Annotated in this window: 18 protein-coding genes and 1 tRNA gene; 12 read left to right on the top strand and 7 right to left on the bottom strand. The window is 60.8% G+C overall.

All coding sequences use genetic code 11. From position 1 onward, the window contains the following. Positions 1 to 114 precede the first annotated feature (114 nt). Positions 115 to 792, top strand: coding sequence for a Crp/Fnr family transcriptional regulator (locus ACIPY2_RS15020; protein ID WP_011775987.1), 678 nt, complete (start codon positions 115 to 117; stop codon positions 790 to 792). A gap of 148 nt (positions 793 to 940) precedes the next feature. On the opposite strand, the gene ACIPY2_RS15025 is transcribed toward ACIPY2_RS15020, so the two are convergent. From ACIPY2_RS15025 to ACIPY2_RS15035, 3 genes are read right to left on the bottom strand one after another with little or no spacing between them, the layout of a single operon-like run. Further along, the gene (locus ACIPY2_RS15025) at positions 941 to 1,852 is read right to left on the bottom strand and encodes an NUDIX hydrolase (protein WP_400267187.1); all 912 of its coding nucleotides are present in this window, start codon (positions 1,850 to 1,852) and stop codon (positions 941 to 943) included. Between the two features lie 17 nt (positions 1,853 to 1,869). Continuing rightward, a complete protein-coding gene (locus ACIPY2_RS15030; protein WP_400267188.1) occupies positions 1,870 to 2,406 on the bottom strand; it encodes a RidA family protein in 537 nt (178 codons plus the stop codon). A gap of 2 nt (positions 2,407 to 2,408) precedes the next feature. Further along, on the bottom strand, positions 2,409 to 2,564 hold the full coding sequence (locus ACIPY2_RS15035; protein ID WP_011775990.1) for a DUF4177 domain-containing protein: 156 nt from the start codon (positions 2,562 to 2,564) through the stop codon (positions 2,409 to 2,411). Between ACIPY2_RS15035 and ACIPY2_RS15040 the strand changes: the two genes are divergently transcribed. Then, the gene (locus ACIPY2_RS15040; RefSeq protein WP_400267189.1) at positions 2,563 to 4,908 is read left to right on the top strand and encodes a transglycosylase domain-containing protein; all 2,346 of its coding nucleotides are present in this window, start codon (positions 2,563 to 2,565) and stop codon (positions 4,906 to 4,908) included. The two genes, ACIPY2_RS15035 and ACIPY2_RS15040, sit on opposite strands and share 2 nt — an antisense overlap. A 2-nt stretch (positions 4,909 to 4,910) precedes the next feature. After that, positions 4,911 to 5,852 carry a metallophosphoesterase gene (locus tag ACIPY2_RS15045; RefSeq protein WP_400267190.1) on the top strand — a complete coding sequence of 314 codons (942 nt, stop codon included), beginning with the start codon at positions 4,911 to 4,913 and terminating at the stop codon, positions 5,850 to 5,852. A 42-nt stretch (positions 5,853 to 5,894) separates the two neighbouring features. On the opposite strand, the gene ACIPY2_RS15050 is transcribed toward ACIPY2_RS15045, so the two are convergent. Continuing rightward, a complete protein-coding gene (locus ACIPY2_RS15050; RefSeq protein WP_400267191.1) occupies positions 5,895 to 6,341 on the bottom strand; it encodes a DUF2690 domain-containing protein in 447 nt (148 codons plus the stop codon). Positions 6,342 to 7,214: 873 nt separating this feature from the next. Between ACIPY2_RS15050 and ACIPY2_RS15055 the strand changes: the two genes are divergently transcribed. From ACIPY2_RS15055 to ACIPY2_RS15085, 7 genes are all read left to right on the top strand, one after another. Further along, positions 7,215 to 9,014 (top strand): ABC transporter ATP-binding protein, encoded by a 1,800-nt coding sequence (locus ACIPY2_RS15055; RefSeq protein ID WP_400267192.1) that lies wholly within the window; start codon positions 7,215 to 7,217, stop codon positions 9,012 to 9,014. Then, positions 9,011 to 10,843 carry an ABC transporter ATP-binding protein gene (locus tag ACIPY2_RS15060; RefSeq protein ID WP_400267193.1) on the top strand — a complete coding sequence of 611 codons (1,833 nt, stop codon included), beginning with the start codon at positions 9,011 to 9,013 and terminating at the stop codon, positions 10,841 to 10,843. The genes ACIPY2_RS15055 and ACIPY2_RS15060 overlap by 4 nt, the downstream gene beginning before the upstream one ends. 109 nt (positions 10,844 to 10,952) lie before the next feature. Next, positions 10,953 to 11,029: transfer RNA gene (locus ACIPY2_RS15065), tRNA-Pro, on the top strand. Positions 11,030 to 11,425: 396 nt separating this feature from the next. After that, complete coding sequence (locus ACIPY2_RS15070) at positions 11,426 to 12,052, top strand: hypothetical protein (protein WP_400267194.1); 627 nt, start codon at positions 11,426 to 11,428, stop codon at positions 12,050 to 12,052. Positions 12,053 to 12,059: 7 nt separating this feature from the next. Then, the gene (locus ACIPY2_RS15075) at positions 12,060 to 12,629 is read left to right on the top strand and encodes an SdpA family antimicrobial peptide system protein (protein ID WP_400267195.1); all 570 of its coding nucleotides are present in this window, start codon (positions 12,060 to 12,062) and stop codon (positions 12,627 to 12,629) included. Next, positions 12,626 to 13,630, top strand: coding sequence for a sporulation-delaying protein SdpB family protein (locus ACIPY2_RS15080; protein WP_400267196.1), 1,005 nt, complete (start codon positions 12,626 to 12,628; stop codon positions 13,628 to 13,630). The genes ACIPY2_RS15075 and ACIPY2_RS15080 overlap by 4 nt, the downstream gene beginning before the upstream one ends. Then, entirely contained in the window at positions 13,620 to 13,979 is a 360-nt protein-coding gene (locus tag ACIPY2_RS15085; RefSeq protein WP_400267197.1) for an SdpI family protein, read from the top strand. Before ACIPY2_RS15080 ends, ACIPY2_RS15085 begins: the two co-directional genes overlap by 11 nt. Positions 13,980 to 14,229: 250 nt before the next feature. Here the strand turns inward: ACIPY2_RS15085 and ACIPY2_RS15090 are convergent, their stop codons facing one another. Then, the gene (locus ACIPY2_RS15090) at positions 14,230 to 14,445 is read right to left on the bottom strand and encodes a hypothetical protein (protein WP_400267198.1); all 216 of its coding nucleotides are present in this window, start codon (positions 14,443 to 14,445) and stop codon (positions 14,230 to 14,232) included. Between the two features lie 124 nt (positions 14,446 to 14,569). Between ACIPY2_RS15090 and ACIPY2_RS15095 the strand changes: the two genes are divergently transcribed. Beyond that, positions 14,570 to 15,838, top strand: a complete 1,269-nt coding sequence (locus tag ACIPY2_RS15095; protein WP_400267199.1) for a helix-turn-helix domain-containing protein — start codon at positions 14,570 to 14,572, stop codon at positions 15,836 to 15,838. 74 nt (positions 15,839 to 15,912) lie between these two features. Here the strand turns inward: ACIPY2_RS15095 and ACIPY2_RS15100 are convergent, their stop codons facing one another. Together ACIPY2_RS15100 and purD are read right to left on the bottom strand one after the other, a co-directional pair. Continuing rightward, positions 15,913 to 16,833: a phosphoribosylaminoimidazolesuccinocarboxamide synthase gene (locus tag ACIPY2_RS15100; RefSeq protein WP_400267200.1), complete on the bottom strand. Its 921-nt coding sequence runs from the start codon at positions 16,831 to 16,833 to the stop codon at positions 15,913 to 15,915. A 2-nt stretch (positions 16,834 to 16,835) separates the two neighbouring features. Continuing rightward, positions 16,836 to 18,146 carry a phosphoribosylamine--glycine ligase gene (gene purD / locus ACIPY2_RS15105; RefSeq protein WP_400267219.1) on the bottom strand — a complete coding sequence of 437 codons (1,311 nt, stop codon included), beginning with the start codon at positions 18,144 to 18,146 and terminating at the stop codon, positions 16,836 to 16,838. 93 nt (positions 18,147 to 18,239) lie between these two features. On the opposite strand from purD, the gene ACIPY2_RS15110 reads away from it, so the two are divergent. Next, positions 18,240 to 19,256 carry an asparaginase gene (locus tag ACIPY2_RS15110; RefSeq protein WP_400267201.1) on the top strand — a complete coding sequence of 339 codons (1,017 nt, stop codon included), beginning with the start codon at positions 18,240 to 18,242 and terminating at the stop codon, positions 19,254 to 19,256. Positions 19,257 to 19,264 lie beyond the last annotated feature (8 nt).

Genomic DNA, 19,264 nt, shown 5'->3' on the forward strand with positions numbered 1-19,264 from the left:
ACGGCGAAATCCGCGTGTTTTCAGCGTTTCACGTGCCAAGTACGTCACAGAACTCTAAAAATTCTGAAACAATGGCTGAAGCGCCACGACCGAAACTTATTCTCAGGAGACTTCATGGACATCGAGGTATTGCGCCGCGCACCCCTCTTCGCCACCCTTGACGACGATGCATTCCGCTTGCTGACGGACGAACTCACCGAGGTGGACCTTTCACGTGGAGCATCGGTGTTCCGCGAAGGAGACCAGGGTGACCAGCTCTACTTCATCGTTTCCGGCAAGGTAAAGCTCGGCCGCACCTCCCCCGACGGCCGCGAGTCCCTGCTGGCCATCCTCGGCCCGGGCGAACTCTTCGGCGAGATGGCCTTGTTCGACCCCAGCCCGCGTACCGCGACGGCCACCGCCGTTTCCGAAACGCGTCTGGCCGGCCTGAAGAACGAGAGCCTCAACGCCCTGCTCCGCACGCGTCCCGAGGTTTCCGCCCAGCTGCTGCAGGCACTGGCCCGCCGCCTGCGCCGGACCAACGACTCCCTGTCCGACCTCGTCTTCTCCGACGTACCGGGCCGCGTTGCCAAGGCACTCCTCGACTTGGCCGACCGCTTCGGTCGTCCGGCCACCGACGGCGTACTGGTCGCCCACGAGCTCACCCAGGAAGAACTGGCCCAGCTGGTTGGCGCTTCCCGCGAAACCGTCAACAAGGCACTGGCCGAATTCGTCCAGCGCGGCTGGCTGCGCTTGGAAGCCCGCGCCGTCGTTATCCTGGACATGCAGCGCCTCCGCCAGCGCTCCCGCTAAATCCTCAGACAGAAAAGCCGCCCCGGTTCGTGGAACCGGGGCGGCTTTTTTGGGCTTGGCTGGCCTGGTGAGAGAGCGTTTCCCTGAAGACCAGCGTGATGTGAGAGAGGAACGCCTAAAAGTGGCCGGGAGGTGAGAGAGCGTTGGGTTAGCGTTCGCGCTGCGGCTCTCCGGCTACTGTCCGGGCTGCTTCCACCTCGAGCATGAGCTGGCCGGCTTCGTCCACCAACCGGGGCTGGTAGACGTGCGCCTTCCGTTTGTAGCTGAGGTACGCGATGCAGCCGTTGGCGTGGGCCATCTTCTCCAGCATGATCTCCGACCCCGGAACCAGAAGTTGCCCGAGGGTGAGGCCAACGGTGTTCGGCTGCGCCACCTCGTCCCCCAAGGCAGTGGTGTCACGGAGGGAGATGGCTTCTGCAGCGTTCACCCAGCGGCCCCACACGCCCTTGCTGCCAAGGATGCTTGGCTGCTGGTTGATGGGAACAGTCGCAGCGAAGTACCGCGTGTTGAAGCGGAAGTGTGCGAAGTCCGGGCTGAGCCAATTGACCAGCGGCTTGAGCAGGTCGGTTCGAAGCGACAGCCCACGCTTGGCCAATACGTCAGTGAAGGACTTCTCCTGCGCTGCCACTGCCTCACGGGCTTTCATCCACTCCACGGTCGAGTTGGCCTCAACTGTGGAGGAAGCGTCCGGGCCTGCGAGGAGGACGCCGGTCTCCTCGAAAAGTTCGCGGATGGCGCCCACCACGTGCCGGCGGGCGAGTCCGACGTCGTCCGTTCCCATCTGCTCAGCCCAATGCTGGGGCGAGGGACCGATCCACCCGACCGGATCGTCGTCGGACGGGTCCAGGGAACCACCCGGGAACGCGAGAACGCCCAGCGGCGAGGAGCCGGGCCGGTAACCGAGCCACGTCTCCAAGCCGGTGGGCGAATCACGCAAAAGGACAACAGATGATGCGTAGCGGGCGGCCCTGGGGGTCCGCTCGCCGAGTTCAAGCCAGTTCTGTGCAGCGCCTTCGAGTTCCGGAGGCAAGACAAACAGGCGACGAGCTAGTTGCGGCAATTGGGTGAACCGGTTCCTTAGCTGAATTCAGCGATGAGCTCGACCTCGACAGGCGAGTCGAGCGGCAGGACGGAAACGCCGACGGCGGAGCGTGCGTGCTTGCCTGCGTCGCCGAAGACCTGTCCAAGGAGTTCGGACGCGCCGTTGATCACGCCGGGCTGGCCGGTGAACGTCGGGTCCGAGGAGACGAAGCCAACAACCTTGACGATGCGGGTGACGCGATCGAGGTCGCCAATGACACTCTTTACTGCGGCGAGCGCGTTGATGGCGCATACGGCGGCGTAGCGCTTCGCTTCCTCGGGGTCTACCGTGGGCTCGTCGGAGGCGCCGAGTTCACCGGTGGATACCTTGCCCGTTGCTTCGAGTTTGCCGTTAATAAAAGGCAGCTGGCCGGAGGTGTAAACGTAGCTGCCGGAGACAACAGCCGGGACGTAGGATGCAACCGGAGCGGCGACCTCGGGAAGGGTCAGTCCGAGCTCAGCGAGGCGCTGTTCAACGGCGGAAGTCGGAGCGCCGGATTCCGCGGCAGACGTGGTTTCTGCGGGGGTGGTCATGGTTACTGCTTCTCCCTTTTAAGGTATGCGACAAGGCCTTTGCCATCGGGTCCACCGACGACCTGTACAAGCTCCCAGCCGTCCTCGCCCCACTGGTCCAGGATCTGCTTTGTGGCATGGATGATGAGCGGAATCGTGGCGTACTCCCATTTGGTCATGACAGAAAGCCTAGCCCTTGCCGGTAAAGTGGAAAACATGGTGACTCGCAAGAACCCCATATTCGACACTGCCACCACCCTCGGAAAGATTCTCGGTTTCCTTGGCGTGAGCGCGATTTGTGGCGTCCTGGTAGCGGGCCTGCTGGTCCCTGCCGCCGCCGTTTCGGGCAGTGCCGCCAGTGGTTCCATCCAGTTCTTTGACACTCTCCCGGCGGAGCTCCAGGTCGACCCGCCGAGCCAGAACACCACGATTCTGGCCAAGGACGGATCGCCCATCGCGTCGATCTATGCAGAGAACCGTACAAAGGTTCCACTGGACCAGATGAGCCCCTTTATCAAGGACGCTGTCATCGCGATCGAGGACAGCCGCTTCTACGACCATGGCGGCATTGACACCACTGGCATCATGCGAGCTCTCGTGAGCACCGTCCGCGGCAACAAGCAGGGTGCCTCCACCATCACGCAGCAGTACGTCAACAACGTCATCAATGAATCGCTGGTGGCGTCTGGCAAGGACGAAGACGTCAAGCTCAACGGCCTCAACAAGGGCGTAGGAGACAAGCTTCGGGAAATGAAGCTGGCCATTGCGTTGGAGAAGAAGTTCTCCAAGGAACAGATCCTTGAGGGCTACCTCAACATCGTCTTCTTCAACCGTGACGCCTACGGCATCGAGGCAGCGTCCAAGTTCTTCTTCAGCACCTCGGCCAAGGACCTCACGCTTCCGCAGGCTGCCCTTCTGGCCGGCCTCGTCAACAGCCCGTCCGCCTTCGATCCGATCACCAACCCGGATAACTCCAAGAAGCGCCGCGACCTGGTCCTTACGGCAATGGTGAACCAGCACAAGATCACGCAGGCACAGTACGACGAGGCAGTTGCCACGCCGGTCACCACCAAGGTGACTCCGGCCCGACAGGGTTGCGCCTACGCCACCATGGCTCCTTACTTCTGCGACTACGTGCTGCACCTGCTCTTCAACAACCCCGCCTACGGTGACACGCAGGAAGACCGGATCAAGCGGATCCAGCGCGGTGGCCTCACCATCCGCACCACGCTTGATCCGACCGCTCAGACCGTTGCCCAGCAGCAGGTTGACGGCACCGCTGGCGCCAACCCGGACAAGTGGGGCGCCTCGATCGTCTCTGTCCAGCCGGGCAGCGGGCAGATCGTCAGCATGGCGCAAAACACCGTGTGGCTGCCTCAAGAGGGCAAGTTCGATCAGACCCAGAACTTCAACGTGGACGTGATGGACGCCAACGGGAACGACCTCAACGGCATCGGCGGGTTCCAACCCGGATCAACCATGAAGCCGTTCACGTTTGCTGAGTGGTTGAACGAGGGCAAGTCGATGAATACGACGATCAACGCATCTCGTCGGACGTATCAACAGAACTTCCCTTGGCGTAACAGCTGTGACACTCCAGTCAGCGGCTTCTACGACGCTAGTGTGCCTGGGAGCTTCGATTTGCAGAACTCCGACGAGGGTTACTACAAGAACATGACAGTTCTTTATGGCCTCATGAACTCGATCAACACGGCGACCTTTGCTTCAGCCTCGCAGCTTGACCTCTGCGGCATCCAAAAGATCGTGGACGCGACGGGTATCCACGGCGGTCTCCCGGCCCGTGATGACAGCGGAAAGATTACTGACCCGAACCCCAAGGTTCCCATGACGACCCTGGGTAACCTCATCGGATCAACGCAGACAGCGCCGCTGACCATGGCCAGCGCCTTCGCAACGTTTGCTGCTGACGGTAAATACTGCGAGCCGATCGCCATCACCTCGGTGAAGGACCAAGCCGGTGCAGATCTGCCGGCACAATCTCCGAACTGCAAAGATGCGGTGAAGCCTGAGGTTGCCCGCGGCGTGGCCTACGCCATGCAGGAGGTTCTGAATGCAGGATCCGGCTCACTGATTCGCCCGGCGCTCAATACCAAGTCAAACTTCCCCGTGGCGGCAAAGACAGGTACCAACGACTCCAACGGCTCCACGTGGGTGGTCGGTTACACCACCGGTCTGGCAACTGCTTCCTGGTTCGGTGACCCGCTGGGCAACCAGTTGCGTCCCGGCCGCAACATCACTGTCAACGGCAAGTTCTACCAGTCAATTGACGGTTACATGATCGCCGGCCCGCAGTTCACCAACTACATGTTGTCCGTGGCTCCGGCGTACGGCACCAACCCGTTCCAGCAGCCGCCGTCGAACCTCCTTGGGACTGCCCCCGCACCCACTCAGCGCTCGACGCCGTCGAACACGCCGCCATCCAACCCGGCACCGCAAACCGGCAACGGTGAAAAAAACGGCAACAACGGAAACGGCAACAATACCGGCCCTGGCAAGGACTAAGAGTGACTCTCCGTGATTCATTGGCAAACCGCGTCCGCACCTTCGGGCGCGGTTTTGCCGTCACTGCTTCCGTCGGTGCCACAGCGGGAGCAGCAGCTGCCGCGTACGGGTGGTGGGAGAAAGATCAGTTCCAGGTCAGGCATGAGACGTTGCCGATCCTGCCGGAGGGGTTCGAGCCTTTCCGGGTCCTGCACCTGAGCGATATCCACTTTGTTCCAGGCCAGAACAAGAAGGCTGAGTGGCTGCGCTCCTTGGCTGAGCTGAAGCCCGACCTTGTGGTCAACACGGGCGACAATCTGAGCCATCAGAAGGCGATCGATCCGTTGGTTGAGGCGCTCCGTCCGCTGATGGACTTCCCTGGTGTCTTTGTCCCCGGCTCGAACGACTATTACGCACCACGGCTAAAGAATCCGGCTGGCTACTTCCGCGGCCCTTCCAAGCCGAAGACGGACCCCATCAAGTTGGACTGGCCCAAACTGCGCACAGCGTTCGGAATGGGCGGCTGGATCGAGTTGACCAACCGTGCCCAATCAGTGGTGCTCAACGGCCTGCGCTTTGATTTCTCCGGTGTGGACGATCCCCACCTGAAGCGGGAACGGTACGCCGGCTGGCCGCGCGGGACGCGGAACCAGGATGCCCGTCCGCACTTAAAAGTGGCCGTCATCCATGCTCCTTACCAGCGCGTTCTGGACCACTTCACAGAGGCCGAAGCAGACCTGATCCTTGCCGGTCATACCCACGGCGGCCAGATTTGCATCCCCGGCTACGGCGCCCTCGTCTCCAACTGCGACCTCCCAACCTGGCGCGCCAAGGGCCTGCACGATTGGGAAAGCGACGGATTCGTGACACCGGTGAACGTGTCAGGCGGTATCGGCACGTCCCGCTTCGCTCCAGTCCGCATAGCGTGCCGGCCGGAAGCGGTGTTGCTGACGCTCACGCAGTAGGCGCCCGCACTTGTGGAGCGCCCACTGCTGTTTCAATGAGAGTTAGCAGAAGTATCTCGAATCGCTGAGCTCGACAACCCCCGTAGCCATATCAGTAATGCTGTAACCAACGGTGACACACGTGCTTCCCGGCGCGTAGACCATATTGGAATAATCTGAACCTGAATTATAGAAGCCAGCATTCATGCCCCCGCCTGGCACTGTGCCAACTCGGACCACTGCCCCATACTCATTGCCGTTAACTGTGCCGTAAAGATTAATCCAGTTCGTTTGGCAGCCTGGCGAATACATCAGTTGAATGCTGCCCTGCACCTCGTTGTAGCGGCTGTTTACCAGGCGCCAGGATGAGACTACGTAGGCCCCCGATGTGCAGCCGGTAGCAATCGGGTCGCGCCCATTGTGGTCCGCGGATGCATTGGCTGCAGGCGCTACCAGCATCGCGGAGGCGGCTATGACTCCAGCAGCAGCAAATTTAGTTGTCTTACGCATTCCCCAACCTAACGTAGAGATGTACAGGATTTGATGTTGCTGGGTCAAGGTAACAAGATCATCGCATCGAAGTAAGTCCGAGCATCAAGCCTGTGGATAACTCGCATCGGCCGCCGGCCGGAAGCGGTCCTGCTGACGCTCACCTGATCCCCCGTAGTCTTCAGAGGAACATAACTGCGCAGTCCCCGGCCCGGTCAGCACGATGGTTGACCTTATTCGCCGGGTTTGCCACGCTTCGGTGCGAATGCTGAGACGAAAAGCGTGGTGAATGCCACAAGAAACCACAAAGCGATGGTCTCTAGGGAGAACATCAGGGCTCCCATTCCGCCGTCACCCCGTTTAACTAACGCGAATCTTGAAGGATCGGGTTTCTCGGCGAGGATACCCGAAATAAACAAGGCGATGGCCAATAAGGGCAGTCCAGCCAGAAGCACCCAAGCGACGTATGTGGCCTGCCTACGGTGGGTAAGGCGCGTGTATGCGTATAACGCCCAGACGGCGCCCACGCAAATTGGGAGTACCAGATATGGATCCATAATTTTGCCTGACCTTATTTCGTGCACTTGTCCTTAAACGACGCTGGCGAAGGCTGTTTCCACAACAACCAGGGAACAATGCCACGCTTGCCGGCTTTGGATCAATTTCGGGTGAGTGGGCTGTGGAAAACCCGGATGGGACGCCGCCGGGAAGCGGTCCTGCTGACTCTCACAGCCCGCAACTGAACCCCGCCCAACATTACAAACCCCAATAACTGGCTCAAACATTCAGCCCACCTGTCAACGATCTGTGAACCCAATCACGGCATGGCATAGGGTGGTTGCTACGGGAAACTACCTCCGCACCATCTGAAGATCCAGCTGTTGAGAAGCGGGCATGTCCAAACAAACGTCATTTTTCACCTCCGTCGGCCGACTGTACCCTCACGTGCGGCCCATCCTGCCCCGGCTTTTCATGGGCTTGTTGTGTGCACTTCTGGCGAGCATCGTTGCCTTGTCAATCCCCCAGGTCTTGCGGGTCTTGGTCAACAACTCGCTTCAACCGGGCGGTGACCCGGGCGCTGTCTGGACTGCCACCGTCGTGATTCTGGCGCTTGGCGTGGGGGAAGCCGGGCTGGTGGCGTTGCGCCGCCAGTTCGTGATCAACCCGGCAACCACGGTAGAAACAAGAATGCGGGTCTCCCTCTACGGACACTTGCAGCAGCTCACGGTCTCCTTCCACGATCGTTGGGGCTCCGGGCAGCTGCTGTCCCGCGCCATGACTGACCTGAGCTTCCTGCGCCGTTGGATGGCGTTCGGCGCGATCATGCTGGTGGTCACGACGCTGACGGTGTTCATCGGCGTCGGGGTCATGTTCAGTATGAGCTGGCAGTTGGCGTTGATCTTCCTCGCTGCCGCCGTGCCGATCATGGTCAATTCGTTCCGCTTCCGCCGGCGGTTCAGCCTGGTTACGAGGCTCAGCCAGGACCAGGCCGGCGACCTGGCCACCACGGTTGAAGAATCGGTTCACGGCATCCGCGTCTTGAAAGCATTCGGCCGGAGCCGGGAAGCACTGGAAAATTTCAACGGGCAGGCCGAGGAACTCCGCCAAACAGAGATTGCCAAGGCCAAGCAGCAGGCCGGCTTCACGCTGGTGGTGACGCTCCTGCCGGAGCTGGCGCTCGGCGTCGGACTCGTGGTCGGCATCATGCTCGCGGCATCCGGCCAGCTGAGCATCGGTTCGCTCGTCGCTTTCTTCGCGACGGCGGCGGTCGTCGCTACGCCTGTGGAATTCTCGGGCATGCTTCTCGCCATGGCGCTCACCGCCAAGACCGCGCTGGACCGCCACTTTGAGGTCATGGACACGCAGAACACCATCACCTCGCCCAAGCAGCCCGTGGTTCCGTCGGCCGTGAAGGGCGCCTTGCGCTTTGAGCAAGCCGGTTTCGGGTTCGACGACGGCGGGACCCTCCTCCACGACGTCAACCTGGACATCCGCCCCGGCGAGACCATGGCCCTTGTAGGCATCACCGGCAGCGGCAAGAGCGCCATGCTGCAACTGGTCCCCCGGCTGTACGACGTGACTGAGGGATCCGTGACCATTGACGGCGTGGACGTGCGCGACTTCGACCTGCACGAACTCCGGCGCATCGTAGCCGTGGCCTTTGAAGACACAACCCTCTTTTCCAGTTCGGTGCGGGACAACGTGCTGCTCGGCGCTCCCGATCCCTCCGATGCCGCCCTCGATGAAGCCTTGGACGTGGCCCAAGCACAGTTCGCCTATTCCTTGCCCGACGGTGTGGACACCCTGATCGGAGAGGAAGGGCTGAGCCTTTCCGGCGGTCAAAGGCAAAGGATCGCCTTGGCCCGTGTCATTGCAGCGAAACCAAAGGTCCTGGTGCTGGACGATCCGCTTTCTGCCTTGGATGTGAATACGGAAGAACGCGTCGAGGCGCGGCTTCGGGACGTTCTGCGCGACACCACCACGCTCATCGTCGCCCACCGTCCCTCGACCGTGGCCTTGGCTGACCGCGTTGCCTTGCTCGAAAACGGAACCATCACCGCCGTCGGAACCCATACCGACTTGCTGGCCGGGAACGCGCACTACCGCTACGTCATCGCGAGCCTCGACACCGGTCCGAAGGACCTCGACAGCGAGTTGCAGGATCTTGAAGACGCAGAGGAGGCCACCCGTTGAGCGCCACGACATTCGGAACCGCCAACGAGGACAACACCCTCCTTTCAAAGGCGGACAGTAAAGCCGTACGACGCCGGTCGCTCGCCTTGCTTGCCTCGCTGATCCGCCCGGTGCGGTTGCGGTTTTGGCTGACGATCGTGATGGTTGTGGTTTCGCAGCTCACGAGGGTGGCCGGACCTGCGCTGATTGCTTTCGGCATTGACCACGCGCTCCCGGCTTTGCAGTCGGGTAACAACGGCCCACTTGTCCTTGTGGGCGTCCTGTACATCGCTGCGGCGATTGCGACCGCCGGGATGACCGCCCTGTACGTGACCTCCACGGCCAAGCTGAGCCAGGCCATGCTGCTGGACCTGCGCGTGCGGGTGTTCAGGCACACGCAACGGCTCAGCCTCGAATTCCATGAGAAGTACACATCCGGCCGCATCATCGCCCGGCAGACTTCAGACTTGGAAGCGCTCCGAGAACTGTTGGACTCGGGCGTCAGCTCCTTGGCCTCAGGGATCCTGTTCATGCTTTTCACCGCATTCACCGTCTTCGCTTTGGACTGGCGCAGCGGCTTGATCATGCTGGCGGCGGGCGTGCCGATGTTCCTCTTGGCGCGCTGGTACCAGAAGCATTCGCAGATCGCCTTCCGCGAGTCACGTGTTGTTTCTGCCCGGTTGATCGTGCACTTCGTGGAGACGATGACCGGTATCAGGGCAGTCAAGGCCTTCCGCAAGGAACGCGAGAACGCTGAACAGTACGGCGAAGTGGCCGAGGCTTACCGCAAGAACACGGTCCGCTCCATCTTCCTGAACGGCGTGCTGCAGCCAGGCCTGGTGCTGATCGGCAACGTGTGCGTTGCCGTGGTGCTGTTGTTCGGCGGCTTCCGGGTGCTCAGCGGGGATCTTGCCGTCGGTGTGCTCCTGGCACTGATTCTTTCCACCAAACGCTTCTTCCAGCCGGTGGACCAGATGGCCATGTTCTACAACTCTTTCCAAAGTGCCCAGGCTGCGCTGGAGAAGGTATCCGGGCTGCTGGAGGAAGTTCCTACGGTTCGTCCGCCCAAGAACCCCGTCACGCTGAAGCAACCCCGGGGAGAAATCGACTTCACCGGCGTCGAGTTCGGGTACAACGACACCAATCTTGTGGTTCCGCGGTTGGATCTCCACATCCCTGCCGGGCAGACGGTGGCCTTGGTCGGGCAGACGGGTGCGGGCAAGTCCACTCTCGCCAAGCTCGTGGCCCGTTTCTACGACGTCACCTCCGGCTCGATCACCCTGGACGGCGTAGACCTGCGGGACCTGTCCACTACGGACCTCCGCCGGGCAGTGGTCATGGTGACCCAGGAGGCTTTCCTCTTCAGCGGATCCGTCGCGGACAACATCGCGCTTGGCCGTCCTGAAGCCTCACGGGCCGAGATCGAAGCGGCAGCTGCGGCGGTGGGTGCCCACGAATTCATCACGGGCCTCCCTGATGGCTACGACACCGACGTCAACAAGCGCGGGGGGCGCGTCTCCTCTGGGCAGCGGCAGCTCATCGGATTCGCGCGGGCGTTCCTGGCAGCACCGGCTGTGTTGATTCTGGATGAAGCTACGTCATCGCTGGACATCCCTTCGGAACGAATGGTGCAGCAGGGGCTGGCGAACCTGTTGGAGGGCGTTGCCGGCGTTGACTCCGGCCGCACGGCGATCATCATTGCCCACAGGCTTTCGACCGTTGAGACGGCAGACCGGGTGCTGGTGGTGCACGACGGAAGGATTGTCGAGGACGGGACACCTGCCGAGTTGATCTCCGGAGGTGGACGCTTTGCGCGCCTGCACGGGGCCTGGCGGGACTCGCTAGTGTAGCTTGCTTTGGATGGGACAGACGGTGCCGCTGTGACGAGCGACACCGGTTCCCCGATTTCGCATCCGGGAGCGATTCAGCTATCCTTGAACAGTTGCTTTCGCAGCGGATCGGGATGTAGCGCAGCTTGGTAGCGCGCTTCGTTCGGGACGAAGAGGTCGCAGGTTCAAATCCTGTCATCCCGACCAGAAACGAAAATGGCGTCGAGAAATCGGCGCCATTTTGCATTTTCGGGGACCTCACACTATTTCCCGACATGAATGGGGTCATGCGGCGTCCTTGCAGGACTACGGATCTACGCCCGATCATCGAGTCAAGACCTCCGAAATAACCGATGCCCCCAAAATCGGGTCACGAACGCCGATTGATCTCTACATGTCACCCTTCCGGAAACGGAAGCCATGGCCAAAGACACAAAAGCGTCAACACCAAAAATTTCTCAAAACCCAATTCCTAAACGCCACCTTCCGCCGAAAGCTTGCAACCTGATAAATAATGTGATTAGGATTGCATCGCAGATCTCACAACATCGAGTGGATAAAAGGGCCTGTTTCGGTGACTACACGGATTCGTGAGGCTCTTTTATGTTCAAAAAAATTCTAGCTACATCTGTAATTTCAATTATGGGGTTCACGGCATCAGGAAGTCATTCCATTCCTGACGTCAAACAGCACAGCGCTACTCAGGTCGCAGATCAGAAGCAAGTCAAAAACTATCGTTTCTCAGATGAGGATGTCGTCTCATTCTTCATACTCCATACTGGAGCGGTCTTCGATGTGCGCCCTGATCTCGCTTCTCGCCTCGCCTACGTCAGAACGTCGCCCGGGCCAGAAGCTATTGCCACAGTCATGTCGCTTTTCGGCCAGGTTGATCCGAAGCTCCATCAACGTGTGACCGTCGCGGTGCAGTCGGGAGATCCAGTGAGGACAGAAGCCGGGCTGAAGGCACTTACCGATGATTACAACCAGGTCATGACACGAGTGAGTTTGAAAAAGGGTCTAGACGGCGGAATTAGCCCTATGTCCTACAATAATGGGCCCGTCAGCAACTTCGTGGACACGATTACCTTCGTAGCGCTAGCTGCTGTGGTCCTGGGAGCCGTAGCGGTCGTGGCCGGAGCGGTCTTCGTTCTCTTTTATGCTCCCGAAAAGAACGGAACCGAGTACGATCGGCAACTGAGTTCGCTGGCCGTTGCCAGATCGCTCGCATAAGCACACCGTGGAGACAAAAGTATATCGCCATGACCTCTACACAGTTACAACCGGACTGGGCATGCTGTCCTTGATTGTCTTGGCGATTGTTGCCGGAATCTTTAACGCCATGCCAACAACGGTCTTGAGTAACGAAAAACCGTGGAAGGTTATGACCACAGCTTTTCTACCCGAATCATGGGCTTTCTTCACCAAGGACCCAGACTCCGTAGCTCTGGTTGCATTCAAACCTGAGGCCAGTGATATGAGGCAGGACTTGAGAATTGACTCACTACCCCAATCTCTCGCAAGCAACGCATTCGGCGTGTCGAGAAATCAACGGGCCCGGGACACGGAGAAGGCAGTCTACGCAGCCAAGATCCAGGAGTGGACGGACTGCGGGGGCATGACCAACGCTGAATGCCTGCAAGATGTGGGCGGCAGAACCCCTGAGGTGCTCAGCCCGACCCAAGGTTCAGCAAATCTCTGTGGACGGCTAATAATCCTACAAACGCAGGTGGTTCCCTATGCGTTTCGGGAAATGACACCCTACGAAAGCAAAATTCAAAAGGCTGCCATGATCGAGGTGCAGTGTTGAACGCCCTAGTCCTTGCTTATGCCGAAAAGATGACCTCCTTCACTGCTAAAATCCCCACCGTCCAAGTTGCCAGGTCCGTGTTGGCGATCGCCACCATGACGGTGCTCATCACGACTTCCTGGGACAATCTCACTCCAGAAATCGCGGGGTTAGGCAGACCTTCATACTGTGAACCGCCTTTATCTATCGGCCTGTTTTGCTTGGATACCAGTCAGGACAAGGTATTAGCGAGGTGTATTGTCACGTCGATTCTCGCTTTGGTTGTTCTAGGTGTCGTGCCGGCAGTTACATCCTGGTTGCACGCTTGGGCTGCGTTCTCCTTCTCCGTTGGCATCGGCCTGCCGGACGGCGGCGAGCAGGTTTCGCAGATCGTCACAGCATTGCTGGTTCTACTTTGCGTGGACAACTGGTCCTGGTGTGCGTGGCTTCCAAAGCAGGCTGAGATGCTTAGGAGCGTGCCCATCGCGTCCAGATCCGCAGGCATTCGATGGGCCGCGTGGGTAGGACTTCGCATTCAGGTGGCCTACATCTACCTCGATAGCGGCCTCTCCAAGATTCCGCAGGAGGACTGGCTGAATGGTTCCGCTATGTACTATTTCGTGCGAGATCCTTCTTTCGGCGGAACAGGACCAATCGGCGATGCACTCCGCTGGATCACGAGCTCCGATCCGGGAGTCGCTTTCCTGACGTGGGTACCGTTACTAGTTGAGATAGCAATAGCATTACTCATTTTTGGTAGTCATTCGAAGCGTAAGCTTGCGTTAGCCTTGGCCGCTGCTCTGCACGTCGGAATTATTCTACTCATCGGTCTTTGGTCTTTCGGCTTGATCATGATTGCTTCTGTGGCCCTGGCCTGCCTTCCCTACTACCGGGGTGGTGGTTCTTTACTAGTTTCCACTCACCAGCAAAAGCCGGTGAATAACTCATCTCTCCCGAGAGAAAACTTAATAACATCCTTAAAGGTCAGCTATTTTGTAAGGAGGCTAGTGAATGTCCGGTGAAGTGATCGGCATCGTCGTGGCATTGTCATTGCTGGGGCTCACGCTTATGACAGGGGGAATTCTAGCGTTGATTGGCAGGCTGCCCTATAACCCCGTCGTCGGAATACGAATGGCCTCCACTATGAGATCTAAAGCAGCCTGGAAGGCCGGACATAGATCAGCAGGACCTTATTTGCTCATCAGCGGCTTGTCCGCGTTAGCTGGAGCGGCGGCCGCCGTAGTTATGCCCAAAGCAGACCCTCTGGCACTAGGCCTGATACCGGCCGCCGCTGTCGTAGTGATGCTTGTCATCGCGGCCGTGGTGGCCTCCAGAAGCGCGTTGCTCGTACCGTATGCGGAAACGGACTAGTGCGCAGCGGAGCGACCAGCACCGGCGCTCGTGCGTGTCTTTGCCACCGCACAATGACTTCATGACGTAGATTCCTAGCGATCGCGGACCAGCAATTGTCGCGTGCCTGAACGGGAAGTCACGAGCCGCTGTCATGCGCGACATCGATTGGGATCCAGCCAGACGTCGTCATAAGCGTGGCCAGCGTCGAAGGCAAAAAGAAACCCCGGAGCAGCTCGTGATGCTCCGGGGTTTCTTCGATGGGTGTTGCTTACATCGGATCCGGCCAGTTGCCGATGGAGGACGTGGTGTTCGTGTCCGTCGACTTGCTGGGCGCGGAAACGCGCATAGGATCGGGCCAGTTGCCTATGGCGCTGACCGAAGTGTTGGAATCTACAGCTGCGGCTGCAGAGACTACTGCGGGAGCCGCAACCGTGAAAGCAAGAGCGCCTGCCAATGCCACCGAAGCGGCGATTTTCTTGAACATAGTGTTCCCCAATGCGAGTCGGATTCGTTACGGAAATTGCACGGTCCCTGTTGACATACATTGTAAAATGTTTTCCACAGAGACTGTCAAGGTTTGGGTCGAAAGGCGCTTGGAGGAGGGACCCGTGGGGAACGGATTCGGCGAGAAGCTGCGTGCCGAACGGCTGGAACGCGGGTTGACGCAGGCCGAGTTGGGTAAGAACTTGTACTCTCCGAGCTACATTTCACTGCTGGAAACCGGCCGCCGGGAGCCCACCGCCGAGGTCATCGAAGAGCTCGCACGGCGCCTCGAACTCGCGCCCAAAGCGCTGGAGGCCTGGAGCCAACCCGTTTCCGTCAGCGACGCCGAGTACGTCCTGGCCGGACTGTACGCACGCCAGGCCTGGGACCTCCGCGACTACCAGCTGGCGGCCAGTCACGCCGCAACCGCGGCCCAGATCGCGCTTGAAGCCAAGAACAACAGCGCTTGGTGGAACATGACTTACATGCAGGCCGAGTGTGTGATGAAGCAAGGCCTCCTCAGGGAATGCCAGCAGATCGTGGAGCACTTGCTGGAACACCCCATGGCTACCGAATCGGCGGGCCTTGGAGTTCGCGCCTGGCAGATGCTTGCCGCCGTGTGTCACGGACAAGGGCAGCTGGCCACCGCCGTCGAGCATGCCAAGAAAGCCGTTGAACTGGCCAGCGAGCTTCCCCAGGGTTCCACGCTGATCATCGGCGCGCACCGCGCGCTGATCGGTGCTCTGGCTGAAAGCGGCAAGCTCGATGAGGCGTGGGAGTACTGCCTGGCCATGATCGAGCACATGGATGAACACTCCATGTCCCAGCTTGCCGGCGAAGTCGCATGGGTAGTGGGCAACGTTGCCTTCATGCGCCACGACTACGCCGAGGGCATCAAGCACCACGAACGGGCCGCGAAGCTCCTCTCCCCCGCCAACGACATTGAACTTTGGGCCCGCTTCAACAAGGCCTCGGCGGCAGTCCGTTTGTCTTCGGGCATCGTGGAGCCTGAGACACTGTCCGCCATCGAGCGTGCCGAGCTGGCGCTCTCAATCGTCGGGGGAAACAAAACGGACCAGCTTGAAGTCGCTTTCATTCGGGCACGTTGGCTGTACCTGACCGGGGACATTCCTGCCGCCGTCGAAAAGCTCCGCGAAATTTACCAGGACCGCAAGGCCCTGGCGCGCCACACTGCCGGTGAAGTCTCGCTGTTGCTGGGCAAGTCACTGAAGGCCGCGGGGGAAACGTCCGAGGCGCTCCACTTCCTGGAGGAAGCCCAGCATGACTTCAGTGCCGCCGGCGCTTCGGACCGGGTGCAGCAAGCCATGGACGCTGTGCTGGAGATCCGCCTCGCCGAGCGCCGGGCGGCCGCCTCGCACCCGGAAGCCGTTTAACGCCAACTGGGGGACAGCTCTTGCTCCAGTGGGTGCTCAATGGAGCAAGTGCTGTCCCCCAGTTGGGTGCTGCTTTACGCGAAGGTGCGGCCCGTGAGCTTCTCGTACGCCTCTACATAGCGGGCACGGGTGCGCTCGACGACGTCGGCCGGCAGTGCCGGCGGCGGGGTGTCAGAGGCCTTGTCCCAGCCGGACTCCGCCGAGGTCAGCCAGTCGCGGACGTACTGCTTGTCGTAGGACGGCTGTGACTTGCCGGGAGCATACGTGGACGCATCCCAGAACCGCGAGGAATCCGGGGTCAGGACCTCGTCCCCGAGCGTGATGACTCCAGTACCCGTATCGATGCCGAACTCAACCTTGGTGTCAGCCAGGATGATGCCGCGTTCGCGGGCGATCTCCTCGGCACGGGTGTAGATCTTCAGCGTGAGTTCGCTCAGGCGCGCGGCAATGTCATCGCCGACCATTGCCACGACGTCGTCGTAGGTGATGTTCTCGTCGTGCTCGCCAACCTCGGCCTTGGCAGACGGCGTGAACAGGGCGTGGTCCAAACGGGAACCATCCACCAAACCCCCAGGCAACGGGATCCCGCAAACCGTGCCGGATTCCTTGTACTCCGCCAGGCCGGATCCCGTGAGGTAGCCACGGGCGATGCACTCCACGGGGAACATTTCCAACTTCTTGCAGATCATGGCACGGCCCTCGACCTCGGCCGGGACACCGCCCTCGACCGTGGAAGCAAGGACGTGGTGCTCAACATCCAACTGCTCGAACCACCACAGGCTCAGCTGGGTGAGGACGCGGCCCTTGTCCGGGATCTCGCTGCTCAGCACATGGTCGTACGCGCTGATGCGGTCGCTGGCGACTACAAGCACACACTCCTGGCCGAACTTCCCAGTGATGGATTCGTCGGCAGGAACATAAAGATCGCGGACCTTGCCGGAGTAGACGTGGGTCCAGCCGGGAAGCTCGAGGGCCTCGGTTTCAAAGCCAGTCATGCTCACGCCTGCACTTTCGGGATGCTGCCGGTGGCGCCGTAAGGCACCTTGATCTCGCCGCGCGCGGCCTTGCCCGCAATATCCGTACGGAACTGCGAGCCTTCAAGCTGAACCAGCTCGACGCCGTCGTACGCTTTTTCGCGGGCCTCCACCAGATCGGAACCGAGCGCGACCACTGCAAGGACACGGCCGCCGGCCGAGACGACCTTGCCCTCTTCGTCCAGCTTGGTGCCGGCGTGGATCACGTGGACGCCGTCCAGTTCGTCCACCTTCTTGAGGCCGCGGATGCGGTCGCCCGTGCGGGGAGTGTCAGGGTAGTTTTCGGCGGCCACGACGACGGCGACTGCCGTGTCCTTGGACCAGCGCAGCTCTTCTGCCGTGTCCAGTTCGCCTTTGGCGGCTGCCAGGAGCAGCGCACCGAGGGGGGTCTTGAGGCGTGCCAAAACAGCCTGCGTTTCCGGGTCGCCGAAACGGGCGTTGAACTCGATCACGCGGGTGCCGCGGGAGGTCAGGGCCAGGCCACAGTAGAGCACGCCTACGAACGGGGTACCGCGGCGGGCCATCTCATCGACGGTCGGCTGGGCCACGCGGTCGATGACTTCCTGGACCAAACCTTCAGGAGCCCACTCGAGCGGGGTGTAGGCACCCATGCCACCGGTGTTGGGACCTTCGTCGTTGTCGAAGATGCGCTTGAAGTCCTGGGCAGGAGACAGCGGAACGGTGGTGTGGCCATCGCAGAGGACGAACAGGGAAACTTCCGGGCCGTCCAGGAATTCCTCGATCACCACGGTTCCACCGGCGTCGAAGCAAGCCTGTGCATGGGCCAGCGCTTCGTCGCGGTCCTTCGTGACAACGACGCCCTTGCCGGCAGCGAGGCCGTCGTCCTTCACCACGTAGGGAGCACCGAATGTATCGAGTGCGTCGGCAGCTTCCTCCGCGTTCTCCGCCACACGGGCCATGGCCGTGGGAACGCCTGCTTCAGCCATGATCTGCTTGGCGAAGGCCTTGGACGCCTCAAGCTGGGCGGCTTCCTTGCTGGGGCCGAACACCGGGATGCCGGCTTCGCGGACGGCGTCGGAGACGCCTGCTGCCAGCGGAGCCTCGGGACCCACCACCACGAGGTCCACCTCGAGCTTGGTGGCGAGGGCGGACACGGCTTCCGGGCTGTTCCCGTCAATCGCGTGGGTGGGAACAAGTTTGCTGATGCCCGCGTTGCCGGGAGCCGCGTGGACCTCGGAGACGTTGGGATCTTCAAGCAGAGAGCGGACAATGGCGTGTTCGCGGCCGCCTGGGCCAATGACGAGTACCTTCACAGTCTTCAAGGGTACTTTGTGAAGGCGCACGAGTCCTAAGGTGTGTCGATGGGCGGAACGCGACGACCCCCGCCAGCGCCCTAGACTTGGGGCATGCCACTGAGTTCCCATGAGACGTTCACTGTTGAGTCCGCCGTCGAACTTGCAGTGATCGAACGCAGCGGCTTCATTGAGTCCCGCCACATCGGCGCCGCGGTGGTGCTGTCCGGTGACGGGAACGTGGTTACCAGCCTTGGTGACATCGACGCTCCCATCATGGCCCGCTCCACCCTGAAGCCCTTCCAAGCCCTCGCCGCCATGCAGGCAGGCGTTCCATTGCGCGGCGCACAAGTGGCCGTGGCCTGCGGAAGCCACACAGGGTCGCTGGAGCACATGGACGTAGTGGAAGGAATGCTCAAAGCAGCCGGCGTCCGCGAAGACCAGCTACAGTGCCCGCCGGCGTGGCCGCAGGACGAGACCGCCCGGAACTGGCTGGTCCGCTCCGAACGGGGCCAGTCCAGGCTGGCGTTCAATTGCTCAGGCAAGCACGCGGCGTTCCTTTGGGCCTGCGTGGAAAACGGTTGGGACCTCCGCAGCTACCTTGAGCCGAACCACCCGCTCCAGCAACGGGTCCGCGCGGTGATCGAGGAATACAGCGGCGAGGCGATCGCGCACCTGGGCATCGATGGCTGTGGGGCCCCCGTTGCCGCAGTCTCCCTCACGGGACTGGCACGCGCCTATTCCCAGCTGGCGAAATCCCCCGGCAATTCAGCCTCCAACGCCCGCGCGGCCACCATTGCCACGTCCATGCTCGATTATCCGTGGGCCGTCCAGGGTAAAGGCGAAGCCAACACGATCGTCATGGAAGAACTCGAGGTCTTGGCCAAGATCGGCGCTGAAGGTGTCCTTGTCCTGGCAACCGACACGGGCGCCACCGTTGCCGTCAAAGTGCTCGACGGGAACCTCCGGGCAACCTCGCTCATTGGGCTCACACTCCTGGCAGTCAGCGGCGCCGTCGACATCCCCGCGGTATCCAACGTGCTGGAGCGCGTGGTGGAGCCGGTGCTTGGCGGGGGCCGGCAGGTTGGAAAGATCCGGCTGGGCCACGCCGTGTCCGCGTTGCTTGGCTAATAGGTACG

The organism is Paenarthrobacter sp. NPDC089675 (genome assembly GCF_044749185.1).
Lineage (GTDB): Bacteria > Actinomycetota > Actinomycetes > Actinomycetales > Micrococcaceae > Arthrobacter.

Excerpts from the sequence above, each read along its gene's own strand:
- ACIPY2_RS15055 (WP_400267192.1), top strand. The coding sequence starts at position 7,215 with ATGTCCAAACAAACGTCATTTTTCACCTCCGTCGGCCGACTGTACCCT.
- ACIPY2_RS15100 (WP_400267200.1), bottom strand. The coding sequence starts at position 16,833 with ATGACTGGCTTTGAAACCGAGGCCCTCGAGCTTCCCGGCTGGACCCAC.
- ACIPY2_RS15050 (WP_400267191.1), bottom strand. The coding sequence starts at position 6,341 with ATGCGTAAGACAACTAAATTTGCTGCTGCTGGAGTCATAGCCGCCTCC.
- ACIPY2_RS15020 (WP_011775987.1), top strand. The coding sequence starts at position 115 with ATGGACATCGAGGTATTGCGCCGCGCACCCCTCTTCGCCACCCTTGAC.
- ACIPY2_RS15090 (WP_400267198.1), bottom strand. The coding sequence starts at position 14,445 with ATGTTCAAGAAAATCGCCGCTTCGGTGGCATTGGCAGGCGCTCTTGCT.
- ACIPY2_RS15070 (WP_400267194.1), top strand. The coding sequence starts at position 11,426 with ATGTTCAAAAAAATTCTAGCTACATCTGTAATTTCAATTATGGGGTTC.
- ACIPY2_RS15035 (WP_011775990.1), bottom strand. The coding sequence starts at position 2,564 with ATGACCAAATGGGAGTACGCCACGATTCCGCTCATCATCCATGCCACA.
- ACIPY2_RS15030 (WP_400267188.1), bottom strand. The coding sequence starts at position 2,406 with ATGACCACCCCCGCAGAAACCACGTCTGCCGCGGAATCCGGCGCTCCG.
- ACIPY2_RS15040 (WP_400267189.1), top strand. The coding sequence starts at position 2,563 with ATGACAGAAAGCCTAGCCCTTGCCGGTAAAGTGGAAAACATGGTGACT.
- ACIPY2_RS15085 (WP_400267197.1), top strand. The coding sequence starts at position 13,620 with ATGTCCGGTGAAGTGATCGGCATCGTCGTGGCATTGTCATTGCTGGGG.
- ACIPY2_RS15110 (WP_400267201.1), top strand. The coding sequence starts at position 18,240 with ATGCCACTGAGTTCCCATGAGACGTTCACTGTTGAGTCCGCCGTCGAA.